13 protein-coding genes are annotated in these 11,768 nt (G+C 67.7%); 6 read left to right on the top strand and 7 right to left on the bottom strand.

What is annotated here, in order from left to right; all coding sequences use genetic code 11:
- The first annotated feature begins 69 nt into the window (after positions 1 to 69).
- The 6 genes from IPK85_08015 to IPK85_07990 all read left to right on the top strand — a co-directional run bounded on the left by IPK85_08015 (position 70) and on the right by IPK85_07990 (position 4,291).
- Positions 70 to 525, top strand: a complete 456-nt coding sequence (locus tag IPK85_08015) for a hypothetical protein (protein ID MBK8247324.1) — start codon at positions 70 to 72, stop codon at positions 523 to 525.
- Positions 522 to 719 (top strand): helix-turn-helix transcriptional regulator, encoded by a 198-nt coding sequence (locus tag IPK85_08010; GenBank protein MBK8247323.1) that lies wholly within the window; start codon positions 522 to 524, stop codon positions 717 to 719. Before IPK85_08015 ends, IPK85_08010 begins: the two co-directional genes overlap by 4 nt.
- Before the next feature lie 107 nt (positions 720 to 826).
- Entirely contained in the window at positions 827 to 1,564 is a 738-nt protein-coding gene (locus IPK85_08005) for a spondin domain-containing protein (GenBank protein MBK8247322.1), read from the top strand.
- Positions 1,565 to 1,594: 30 nt separating this feature from the next.
- A complete protein-coding gene (locus IPK85_08000; protein MBK8247321.1) occupies positions 1,595 to 2,272 on the top strand; it encodes a response regulator transcription factor in 678 nt (225 codons plus the stop codon).
- The gene (locus IPK85_07995; protein ID MBK8247320.1) at positions 2,269 to 3,726 is read left to right on the top strand and encodes a hypothetical protein; all 1,458 of its coding nucleotides are present in this window, start codon (positions 2,269 to 2,271) and stop codon (positions 3,724 to 3,726) included. The genes IPK85_08000 and IPK85_07995 overlap by 4 nt, the downstream gene beginning before the upstream one ends.
- A 43-nt stretch (positions 3,727 to 3,769) precedes the next feature.
- Positions 3,770 to 4,291 (top strand): hypothetical protein, encoded by a 522-nt coding sequence (locus IPK85_07990; protein ID MBK8247319.1) that lies wholly within the window; start codon positions 3,770 to 3,772, stop codon positions 4,289 to 4,291.
- Between the two features lie 26 nt (positions 4,292 to 4,317).
- Here the strand turns inward: IPK85_07990 and IPK85_07985 are convergent, their stop codons facing one another.
- From IPK85_07985 to IPK85_07955, 7 genes are all read right to left on the bottom strand, one after another.
- Positions 4,318 to 4,680: a hypothetical protein gene (locus IPK85_07985; protein ID MBK8247318.1), complete on the bottom strand. Its 363-nt coding sequence runs from the start codon at positions 4,678 to 4,680 to the stop codon at positions 4,318 to 4,320.
- Positions 4,681 to 4,796: 116 nt separating this feature from the next.
- Positions 4,797 to 6,374, bottom strand: a complete 1,578-nt coding sequence (actP, locus tag IPK85_07980) for a cation/acetate symporter ActP (protein ID MBK8247317.1) — start codon at positions 6,372 to 6,374, stop codon at positions 4,797 to 4,799.
- On the bottom strand, positions 6,371 to 6,643 hold the full coding sequence (locus tag IPK85_07975) for a DUF485 domain-containing protein (GenBank protein MBK8247316.1): 273 nt from the start codon (positions 6,641 to 6,643) through the stop codon (positions 6,371 to 6,373). Before IPK85_07975 ends, actP begins: the two co-directional genes overlap by 4 nt.
- Positions 6,644 to 6,768: 125 nt before the next feature.
- Positions 6,769 to 9,198, bottom strand: coding sequence for a carboxypeptidase regulatory-like domain-containing protein (locus tag IPK85_07970; protein ID MBK8247315.1), 2,430 nt, complete (start codon positions 9,196 to 9,198; stop codon positions 6,769 to 6,771).
- 75 nt (positions 9,199 to 9,273) lie between these two features.
- Positions 9,274 to 10,665 carry an HD domain-containing protein gene (locus IPK85_07965; protein MBK8247314.1) on the bottom strand — a complete coding sequence of 464 codons (1,392 nt, stop codon included), beginning with the start codon at positions 10,663 to 10,665 and terminating at the stop codon, positions 9,274 to 9,276.
- 30 nt (positions 10,666 to 10,695) lie between these two features.
- Complete coding sequence (locus IPK85_07960) at positions 10,696 to 11,262, bottom strand: hypothetical protein (protein ID MBK8247313.1); 567 nt, start codon at positions 11,260 to 11,262, stop codon at positions 10,696 to 10,698.
- The gene (locus IPK85_07955) at positions 11,259 to 11,765 is read right to left on the bottom strand and encodes a sigma-70 family RNA polymerase sigma factor (GenBank protein ID MBK8247312.1); all 507 of its coding nucleotides are present in this window, start codon (positions 11,763 to 11,765) and stop codon (positions 11,259 to 11,261) included. Before IPK85_07955 ends, IPK85_07960 begins: the two co-directional genes overlap by 4 nt.
- Between the last annotated feature and the right edge of the window lie 3 nt (positions 11,766 to 11,768).

Genomic DNA, 11,768 nt, shown 5'->3' with positions numbered 1-11,768 from the left:
TAACCCGCCCCGTCGTTACCCCGCCTCCTCTCGCGCCACACTTTGGTGGCGACAAGCATACTTGACATTATGTCAAGCTTGCTTTACTCTGACCTCGTGCCTGCCAACCCCGCCATGAGCGATCGTCGACCACTCCGGACCCTGCACCCCTCCCTCCTCTGGGGATTCCCACTCTGGGCCACCTCCTATTTCGCCGTGCGGGTCTGGCTGGAGGGAAATCCCGGCGGACCCGCCGGAGCCGCGCGGATCGCGGTGGCCCTCCTCCCGCTCCCCTTCTTCCTCCTGATGCTCCTTGGCCTCATCCGTGAGATTCGTCGCATGGACGAGATGCATCGACAGATCCAGTTCGAGGCACTCACCGTGGCCTTTCCGGTGACGCTCGTGTTCCTGATGACCCTCGGCCTGGTTGAGGTCGCCCGACCCCTGGACCCGCGGAATTGGGGCTTTCGCCATATCTGGCCCTTCCTGATCCTTGCGTACTCGATCGGCCTGGCGCTCGCCATGCGGCGGTATCGCGACCAATGAAGACGCGACTGCGGGAATTGCGCGCGGAGCGCGGCTGGTCCCAGGCCGAGCTGGCCGAGCGCCTGGGGGTGTCGCGGCAGACGGTGAACTCGATCGAGACCGAGCGCTACGAACCCAGCTTGTCGCTCGCCTTCCGCATTGCTCGGCTGGTTGGCCTGCCTATCGAGAAGGTGTTCGACGGACCGGGCGCGTAGGCGTCCATGAGCGCTGCGTGTGAGTCTTCACATACAGCGCAATGCTGCGACGTAGCGCCACAGGTTGACCCTGTCACTGCAGCACTCACCCCGACAGGAGTTCACCGATGTTCCGTCGCATTACCCCGTTCCTCGTCTCTGCCGCGGTTGTCGCGTGCGGGACCGACCAGCCCACCGCACTCGCGCCGAGCGAGGCCAGTGCGAACCGTCTGGCCAGCACCGAATCGTTCGACGTCACGATCACCAACATGACGACAGGCCAGCCGTTGTCCCCCGCGGTGCTGGTCACGCATGTGCGGCGCGTGTCGCTGTTCTCGATGGGCGCTGCGGCGTCGGCCGGGATCCAGGCGATCGCCGAAGATGGAAATCCGGCCGTCGCGGCCACGATGTTGACGGGCGCCCGCGGCGTCTTTGATGTGGTGACCACGGGCGCCCCGGCCCACCGCATCGGCGGCCCGGGGCCGAACACCGTCCAGGCCACGATCACGGCGGACCGCGAGCATCGCCTCCTGTCGCTCGCCACGATGCTGATCTGCAGCAATGACGGGTTCGCCGGGCTGAACGGAGTCGCGCTGCCGAACGATGACCAACCGGTGACCGTGTATGCGTACGGATACGACGCGGGCACGGAACGGAACACGGAAGCGCAGGGCGACATTGTACCTCCATGCTTCGGCATTGGACCGGTGGGCGGATTTGTCGGCGGCGGTGGTCGCCGTGCGGAGTCGCGAACCATCCGGATGCACCCCGGATTCCATGGGGAGCGCGACCTTGTTCCCGCCGAGCATGGCTGGCAGGGCCCGGTCGCCATGATCACGATCCAGCGTGCCGGTGGCACGACCTGACCCCGGTTCCCTCCCCCCGCATATTGCGTCGTGACACACGTCCTGATCGTCGAGGATGACAAGCACCTCCGGCAATTCCTGCGCAAGGCGCTGCGCGAGGAGGGGGTGACGGTCGAGGAAGCGGCTTCGGGCGCAGCAGCGCTCGAGGCCGCCGCCTCGAAGTCGTACGATTGCATCGTGCTCGACGTGATGTTGCCGGAGCGCGATGGGTTTGATGTGCTCACCACGTTGCGAGCGGCCGGCGTGCTGACGCCCATCTTGATGTTGACCGCCCGTGCCGAGTTGGCGCATCGGGTCCGCGGCCTGGAAAGCGGCGCGGATGACTATCTCGCCAAGCCCTTCGATCTGGCGGAACTGCTGGCGCGCATCCAGGCCCTCGTGCGGCGCGCCCGGCTTGGCGGCGCCGAACCGGTCCTGCGGGTCGGGCCCCTCACCCTCCACCAGCTCGCGCGCCGCGTCTCCCTCGCGTCGCAGGCCATTGACCTGTCTCCACGCGAGTTTGCCCTGCTTGAGTTCCTGATGCTCAACGCGGGGCGCACCTTGTCGCGCTCGCGAATCGCCGAAGCCGTCTGGAACTACCAGTTTGACCCCCAGACCAACGTGGTGGACCAATACATCACGTACCTGCGGCGCAAATTGGCCGGCGACGGTGACGCACCGGAGATCGTGACCGTGCGTGGGGTCGGATATCGCCTGGAGGTGCCATGACGGTCGAACGATCCCTGGCGGATGCACTGGTAGCGCGGCTCCGCCAGTTGACGGTGCGCACGCTGCTGTGGTACTCCGCCGCGACGCTGCTCGGCTTTGCCGTGCTGAGCGAGGTGCTGGCTCGTCACGCGCTCGGACGCTCGGCGGACGTCATCGAGTCATTGCTGGGGATGTACGCGGACCCGGGGGGCGAGCGCACGACGGTCGCCCCCGACATGCTCACCTCGGCGCTGCTGGGCGTTGGCAATGACGCGCGGTTTGTCATCCTGCGCACCGTCGACTCCAACGACGGCATGCCGAAAGTGTACTATCTCTCGCCGGGGATGCCCGCCAAGCTCATCGAGCAAGCGGGACAGGCGAGCTCGCCCGACGCCGTGCGCCGGGAGATGGTCTCCTCGGTCACCGGTCGGGGATGGCCGCTACTCTACCACCGTGCGGCTGGCGACTTTGACCTGTACGTAAGTGCCAGTCGATGGCCGATGGTGCTCGCGTTGGGCGGACTGGTGGCGCTGAGCCTCTTGCTGCTTCCCATCGTTGCCTGGGCGGCCCACCGCGCGGTCCGCGCCTCCACCGCAGTCACGCTGCGTCCCTTGCACACCCTGGTGGAGGAAACGCACGGGATCCGCCCGACGGAGCTGAGTCGCCGGGTCACCGCGCCGACGGGGATCGAGGAACTGACCGGGGTCGGCCATGCGATCAACGAATTGGTCGCCCGCGTCGAGGGGGCGCACCAGGCCCTGACCCAGTTCACCGCAGACGTGAGCCATGAGTTGCGCACCCCGCTCACGCACCTGCGCGCCCAGGCTCAGTGGGCCCTCGACGAACGCCGCACTCCCGAGGAACTGCGCGAGTCGTTAGGCGCCATCGGCACCTCCGTTGACCAAGCGTGCCAGCTGATCGAGGGGCTGTTGCTCATCGCCCGTGGGGACTCGCGGGAACTGACCCCGCGCGTGCGCGACTTCGACCTCGGAGTCATCGCCGACGAGGTCGCCGAGTTGGGCGGCGTGATGTGTGTCGACAAACCCGTGGCCGTCACCACGGACCATCCGACGGCCATCACCGCCCACGGAGATCCGGCCTACACGCGCCAGATCCTGCTGAACTTCGTCTCCAACGCGGCCCGTCACACCCCGTCCGGGCACATCGTGGTGGCCGTGCGCCGCGCGGCCGCCTCGGTGATTGCCGAGGTGCGCGACTCGGGATCCGGCATCTCGGCCGAGCACCTGCCGCGCGTGTTCGATCGCTTCTATCGAGTCGAGGCATCTCGCAGTCGGCAGCATGGCGGCGCGGGGCTGGGCCTGGCGATTGCCCGGACGCTGGCACACACCCAGCGCGCGCGGGTGGACGCCACGAGCACCGAAGGGGCCGGCTCGACCTTCATCCTTGATCTCGCCGCCGATCGGAACGCATGGGAAGCGCGCCCGACCCCGGCCAATGCCCTTCCCCTCTCATGACCATCGTGGCGCCTAACGTCGCCCGTTTGACCTCCGACCACAGATGACCAAACTCCTTGCCATCCCCGCCCTCTTGCTCGTCATCGCGTGCAGCGGCTCGGACGACGACATGGGCGGCGTGACACCGCCGAGCGGGTCCACCGACATCACCGACGCCGCGCTGAGCGCGTTGGCTCGTGCCTCGACCGGTTGGTCGTACTACAAGAATCGCCCGGACACCCTGCTGCGATCCGTGCAATCCGGCCATGCGGAAGCGCGTTTGCGCACGCGGTTCAACGCGCGGGCCGCGACCCTCCTGGATGCCAACGGCAAGGTGCGAGCGGGGGCGAGCTTTCCCGACAGCTCCCTGATCGTGAAGGAGCTCATCATCGGTGGGGCGTTGAACCGCTACGCCGTCATGTACAAGCTGCGAGGGTCAGCCAGTGCAGGCACCGGGGGATGGCTCTGGGCGTACTATGCGCCTGACGGCTCACCCCAAATCGGGATTGCTGGCCGCGGCACGGCGTGCCAGGGGTGCCACGGCGCCGGGATCGATCACGTCCGGATGAACGACAGCCACCCGTAGTCGGCACAAACGCGACGTGCGCGCCTTCACCGGGATGCCAGCGCGCGGGTGATCAGCGTGATGTCGTGATCCGGGTGCTCGACCTCCACAATGATCTCGTCATACGCGGCGGTGTCCTGGCACTGGATCACGATCGCCTTCTCGGGATCATGCACGGTCCAGAAGTCCGGCCGACGATCCGACTGGTACGCCGTCCCGGCAAAGTAGACCCCGGGCAGGTGCGTGCCCGGGAAGCGAAGCCCGTGCGGACCGCTGGCGCGCTCGGGGTCGCGACGAACGCTCACGATGTCCGCGAGGGGGATCCGCAAGGTGGACTTGAGGGCCCAGAACTTGTGCATGCCTTGCACATCAAGCTGCAGCGCATCGCCGTCGAGTGTGATCTTGACCATGGTCTGTCAGGGGTGGTCAGCTGAAGGTCAGAGCAAGAATAACCGGCCGAACAGCAGATGATTCGCGCCGCCACCGCCCGACCGCGAACGTCAGGCGACGCCCGCGGCAGTCAGCGTCATCCGGGTAGCTCACCCAGATGCATGCGTCGCTCTACCTCGGCGTAGCCGCTGACGGCCGCCGGATCGTTCGTGAACAACGACACCACGATCCCCGTGAGAAACGAGAGCGGGATTGTGACCAGCGCGGGGTTCTTGAGCGCGAACCACGCCCCCTCCCGTTGGAGGATGTCGACTTGGATCGTCGGCGACAACCAGATCAACAACAGGGTACTCGCGGTCCCCACGGCCATCGACGCCGTGATCCCCTGCGTCGTGGCGCGCCGCCAGAAGATCGACAGCAGCAAGGCCGGGAAATTGGCGCTCGCGGCGATCGCAAACGCCAACGACACCATGAACGCGACATTCTGGCCCTTGAACGTGATCCCCAGCGCCACGGCCACGATACCTAACGCCACCGTGGCGATGCGGGCGACGCGCAGCTGCTCGTGCGCCGTCGCGTCGCCCTTGCGGGCCACGCTGACCCACAAGTCATGCGACAACGCGGCGGCACCGGACAGGGTCAGGCCCGCCACAACGGCGAGGATTGTCGCAAAAGCCACGGCGGCAATGAACCCGAGGAACGGCGTCCCGCCCAGCGTTTCGGCGAGCAACGGGGCCGCCATGTTGGCCCCCTTGTCGACGGCGCGAATGGCATCCGGGCCCACGAGAACCATGGCGCCAAATCCGAGGATGAACGTCATCAGGTAGAAGAACCCGATGAGGCCGGTGGCATAAAACACCGAGGTGCGCGCCGCCTTCGCGTCGGGCACGGTGTAGAACCGCATGAGGATGTGCGGCAGCCCCGCCGTGCCGAACATCAGGGCCATGCCTAACGATACCGCGTCCCACGGATTGGCCACCTGCTTGCCGGGTGCCAGGACGGCGTCGCCATACTGTGCCGCAGCGGCGCGAAACAGGGCCAGCGGAGAATAGCCGAACTTGGCCAGCACCATCACCGCCAGGATCGTCGCCCCACCCAACAACAACACCGCCTTCACGATCTGCACCCAGGTCGTCGCGATCATCCCACCGAACAACACGTACGCAATCATCGCCGCCCCGACGATCACCACGGCCGTCTCATATGTCAGGCCGAACATGAGCCGGATCAGCCCGCCTGCGCCGACCATCTGGGCGATCAGGTAGAAGATCACCGTCGCCAGCGTCCCGATCGCCGCTGCAATCCGCACCGGCTTCTGCCGCAGCCTCGCCGTCAGCACGTCGGCAAAGGTGTACTTGCCAAGGTTGCGCAGCGGCTCGGCGATGAGGAACAAGACCACCGGCCATCCCACCAGCCAGCCGGTGGAGTAGATCAGGCCATCGAACCCCGTCGTCGAGACCAACCCGGCGATGCCAAGGAACGACGCCGCACTCATGTAATCGCCCGCCAGGGCAAAGCCGTTCTGCCCCGCCGTGATCGAGCGGGACGCCGCGTAAAAGTCCTCGGTGGTTCGCGTGCGCCGGGCCGCCCAATACGTGATCCCCAGGGTGATGGCGATGAAAACGAAGAAGAAGGCCATCGCCACCGCATTGGGCTCACCGATGCGCGTGACCGGCCGGGTGGAGTCCGCCACCGCCTGCACGAAGGCCGTCATCGCGACAGCTCCTTGATGGCGTGGTCATAGTGCGTGTTCGTCCAGCGGACATACACCAGCGTCAAGAGCCACGACGCCACGATGACCAGCGCGCCGGCCAGGATGCCCAGCGAGAGCCCGGGGCGCACGAGCGACCCCATCAGTTCCTTGTTGAAGGCAATGGCCAGGATGAACCCGAAGTAGATCGCGATCATCGCGCCGGTGAGCGCCAGGGCCAGGCGAAAGCGGCGTGCGGCAAGCAGCCGCAGGCGTTCGTGTCGATCGGTCACGGTCCGGGGGAGCGAGGGGGGTCGGCGTTAGGCACCGACGGCCGGTGGGAGAACGTGCCTTCCGCCCGTCCCTTCGGCAAGGGGCGCGACGCGCCGTCGACCGCCACCCGGGCCTGCAGGGACCGTCAGTAGGCCCGGGTCCAGATGGCGATCACCGCACAGGCATCGTTCACGAACTCCACCGGGATCTGCGCCGTCCCCCGGTAGACCTCCATGAACTCGATGTCGCGGACCGGCACCATCTTGAGCGCCGTGGTGATGGGATCGCTCCCCCGATCCGGGGCCATCGCCGTCACCCGCACGCCATCGATATACACCTGCACCTTGGAGGTGCTCGGCGTGTCGCCCACCGTGCTCGCCGTCGTGCTCGTCACCGCCTCGCCACCCTGAGCCTGTGCGAGGAGGTTCCCGGGCAATTCGCCGGCACACCGCTGGAACGTGATGCCGTTGTCGCTGGCCCTGACGCCCGGCACTCTCCACAACACATTCTTCACATCGGTGGCGTTCTGGAAGTCCTCGCGCGAAAAGACCATACCCCACCCGGACGCCGTGCGTCGGAGCACGTCCACAAACTTCGTCGGCACGCGAAGCGTTCGCCCCCGCACCACCACCTCCGACATGAGCTGGGGCAACCGCTCGAGGTACACCTGCATCTCGAGCGGCTCGCCAAGCGCCACCGTCACGGTCTGGATCGAGGGGGAGTGGCCGAGTCGACGCACGGTGAGGAGGTGATCGCCGGGCGCCAAGGCGCGATAACGCAAATCGCCGTTGGCCGCTGGACGCACGAGCAACGAGTCATCGAGCACCGCTTGCGCATCAAGCAAGGGGCTCGAGTCGCGTGCCGCGAACGCACGGACCACCAGGCGAGCGCCATCACCCTCGATGGTTGGCGCGGGAGCAAGGGTCGCGGCGACGTCCAGTGAAGGTCCGCCGCGCACGCCTACCAGCGCCAGGTCAACCGTTCGCGGAATCCGGAATCGCGTGGCAGCAGCCGTGTTCGTGCCCCCGGCCAGGAGATAACTCACATTCCTGGACAGGCCACACGCGTGCCAACGACCCGCACTGTCGACCACAACCGGCACACCGGCCCCCGTCGCGTCCTGTGCACGCCGGACCACCAAGGGACCAGCGGTCCCCGCGGGCAGCAGCCCCGCCGCCACCGCATCGCGCGGATTGGCCGGGCAGATCCGCTGCCTGAGGGTTGCGAGCGTCGGGACCGGGAGGCGCAGCTCAAGGACAGAGGGAAGGAGCGCAACCGACGTCGTCTCTGGTGCCAACCCGAGGTCACGCATCAGTGGGGTGCGGAGCAGGACGCGATGCTGCCCGGGACCGATCGCCTCGAGCAGGACGCTCCCTGTTTCGGACGCTTGGGCAGTGAAGGCGTCCTCCGGAATCGAGACGTCGGTGCCCGCCAGTTGTTCGACACCCTGGTCAGGAGCTGCGAGCATGAGTCGCACAACGCTGCGGTTCGGCTCCACGAACTGTCCGTCGGCCAGCTGCACTCGACTCACCCACGCGCCGCGTTCCACGATGCGGACGAGTCGCGTGCGCCGCCACCGACTCTCGTTGCGACCCACGCTTTGGCGTCGTACTTCCGTGAGGGCCTCGCCCATCCGCAGCATCCAACGCGAGACGATCCACTGCCCGGTGGGCAGCTGCATGAAGTCGACGCGGCCACCCGGCTCGGCATCGTCGTACACCTTGTCCATCCCGGCATAGCGGTATTCGAAGTGTTGCAAGGCCCCGGCCCGCGTGAGCCAGAGCGTCCCCTCGATCGTGACCCGACCTTCGACCGCACCCTGGGCCCGTAGCGAAAGCCCCAGCCAATCGCGATGGTCCTCCGGCGGTGCCACCAGCCCGAAGCAATACCACGCTGCAAACTCCGGATCGAGCAGGACCTGGGCGTCCGGGGCGTGGAACTCGACCGAGTCGCCCGCGCTCGTCATGAATCCTTCACGGACGAGCTCCCCGGCACTGCGGCTCCGAAAGGCTTCGACGCTGCTTTCACGCGGTTGGTCGAACCAGGTCTGGGCGGCGCTGTCGTTGAGCAGCGGCTGGGAGCGCATCCAAGCCACTCGCGTGGTCGCCGCTATGCCATCACCTCGCGCCTGGCTCGCCCCCTGGAGCGCGGCGCGGGCCTGGTCCCACACATCGAGCAGCGTCCCGCCAGTACCGCGTGTGCTACCGCAGGCCGCCCGATCGGTCACCTGCACAGCCGGCAGGGTCACGCGCTGGCCGGCGAGCGTGATCCGCACGGTGCGCACCTCCTCGGGGCCGAGGACCAACAGCTCCGAGACCGTCGGCGCAAAGCCCACACGCAAGGCGCGCAGCCGATACGACCCCGGGGCGGGGGCGACGAGCTCGAAGCTCCCGCTTCCACCAGTTTGTCCGCGCGCGGTAAGGGCTCCCGCGCTGTCCACGAGGAGGAGGGCGACATGGGCCGCCGGCGTCGTCCCATCCGACTCGATCACGACCCCGCGCACGCGTTGCGCGTTGACGGCGGCGGGCGCAATCAGGACGAACGCCAGCGCGGCCAGCCTCGTGCGCAGGGACATCGACTCCTCCAGGGAAACCGGGTGCTGTTACCCGGCGTGCCCAGAATTGCTCCCCTGGCCCGCGGCGTCAACCGATCAGAGGTCCTGGCCTTCCGGGCGGGTCACGACGGAGGCCAGGGCCTCGATGGCCTGCGGGTCCAGGTGCCGCCACTTGCGAGCCTCGAGGACGGCCAGCGCCTCGTCCACGCTCATCCCCGGACGATAGGGCCGACTCGCCGTGACGGCCTCATAGGTGTCGGCCACGGCCAGGATGCGCGACGGCAGGTCGAGCTCGTCTGCACCAATCCCCCAGGGGTACCCCGTCCCGTCCAGGCGCTCGTGATGCTGGGCCGCCTGCCGGGCAAAGTCGGCAAAGCAGGTGACCCGGCGCAGGATCTCCCACGTAAACAGCGGGTGTTGCTCAATGGCCGTGCGCTCGGCGGCATCCAGGGGGCCGTTCTTGTCGAGGATCCGGTTGGACACCCCCAGCTTCCCGATATCGTGCAGCAGGCCGGCCCGTCGCAGCCGGACCTTCGCCTCCGCATCCAGCCCCATCTGCTCGCCAATCACCACGGCATACCGCGCCACCCCGGACGAATGCCGGAAGGTGAACGGGGATTTCGCGTCAATGATCTCCGCAAAGGCCTCGGCTACCGCGTCGAGTCCGGACTCGCCCAAGGTTCGCGCCGCCGGCAACGGATCGATCGAGGCAACCAGGGCCGTGACCTCCGGATCGGCGACCTGCTGCCAGAACCAGGGATCGCGCAGCTGGTCGCGCGCGACGTCCACCAGCGCGGGATCGAACCACGAGCCGCGGCGATCCTGCAGCATCGCATCCACGCCCGCAGGCCCCTCGGTCCCCCAGTACACCTCAATGGTCTGCGCGATGTTGAGGATGCGCGCGAGCTGCGGAATGGCCTCGCCGGCGAGTCCGTCGGGATACCCGCCACCGTTCCAGTGTTCGTCCAGCGACCGGATGGCCGACTGCGTCGCCGCAGAAAAACCCAGCCGCCGCGCGATCTCCGCCCCACGCTCACAGCGCGTGGTAATGAGGTCGCGGGTCATTGACTCCTGCCGCGCAATCGTGACGAAGTGCCGCACCCGGGCACCTAACGACTGGCGCATCCCGCTGTGGCGCCAGGTCGCCAGTGCCAGCTGCATGCGATCATCCCAGTCCACGACCTTCATCCGCGGCTTCACGACCTGGTCGTCGGACCCGAACAACGAAGCGATCCGCGCCGCGTTGCTGGAGCAGCCGGCGTCCTTCAGCAACAAGGCGTGGTACAGGTCACCGAGGGCCTCGGCGCCGAGTCCCACCGCCTCGCCGAGCCGCATGCCGATGAGGCAGGAGCGGACCGAGTGACCCAGCGGTTGCCCCTCGGTGAGGTCGAGCGCGTGGGAGAGGGCCGCGAGCACGTCTCCGACCGCCACGGTCTCCGGGGCGTGTTCGGGGGTGGTCAGGGTCGGGTGGGGCGCGCTCTTACGCATGGGGTCGCCAGACAGACGACCGGCGCGCCCTCACGTTGCGCTCTTGAGCGTCCTTTCCTGGCGTCGGGCGACGGCCCACCAGACCACCAGATAGGCCATGGCGGCCACACACACCACCAGTCCGAGGGGAGATCCGGACCCTTCCATCGCGCGCCAGCGGACTATCGTCAGGACCGTGAGTGGCACCAGGCCGAACAGGCTCATGCGCCGGGTGAAGGTCGCCGCCGCCAACCGCCGCCGCCGGCGCACGATTTCCAGCGTCTGGTACGCCTCGAGGGACTCGGCCGCCGCGAGCCAGGTGCCCCGGCGATTCCGAACGTTGAATGCCCACGTCACGACCGAGAACAGCGTCAGGCCGGCGATGACCAGCCAGGCCTCCCAGGTGTCCGCAACCCTCGCACCCCAGATCAGCATGGCGACGGCGCCCAGGGTGACGAGCACTTCCAGCCCGAGCATCAGGCGCATCCGCCGCGACTGCTTCCGAACGCGCCGGCGAAGTGCATCCACATCCACCGGGACCGACACGGCCTTCCATTCGTCGCTGAGGCTGAGCCACTCGTCGTCGGCGTCGGCGATGGCGGTGAACTTCGTCATCATGTCGGGTCGCCCCCCAGTTGGTTCCGCAGCATCTGGCGCGCCCGGGTGAGCCGGACGGCGACATTGCCCTCGGTGATTCCCACAATCTCGCCGATCTCGGCGTCGTGCAGTCCCTCGAGCCGGAGCACCACCACTTGTTGCAGCGACCTCGGCAGCCGGCTCACGGCGTGTCGCAGGCGGTCGGCCCGCACCCGGGCGTGTACCTGGTCGTCGGCCCACGGGGCGGGATCCACGAGCTGGTCGTCCAGCACCTCGTCGCGTTGGTGGCGCCCATGCGTGCGGCGCCAGCTGCTCGCCCGATTGTGCGCGACCCGATAGACGAACGTCCGCTCGGCACAGTCATGGCGAAAGCCGGGGAGCGCCTTCCACAGGGCAAACGAGATCTCCTGCATGAGGTCGTCGGCATCAACTGCTGTTGACGTGTAGGCCCTGGCCAGGCGTACCAGGGCCGGCCCCCAGGTGGCGAGGACCCGTTCCCATTCGGCGTCCGCCGGCGCCGACATGCG

This window comes from Gemmatimonadota bacterium, from assembly GCA_016712265.1.
Classification (GTDB): Bacteria; Gemmatimonadota; Gemmatimonadetes; order Gemmatimonadales; family Gemmatimonadaceae; genus RBC101.
Note: the sequence above shows the minus strand (reverse complement) of the source record. Positions and strands in the feature narration are given on the sequence as shown.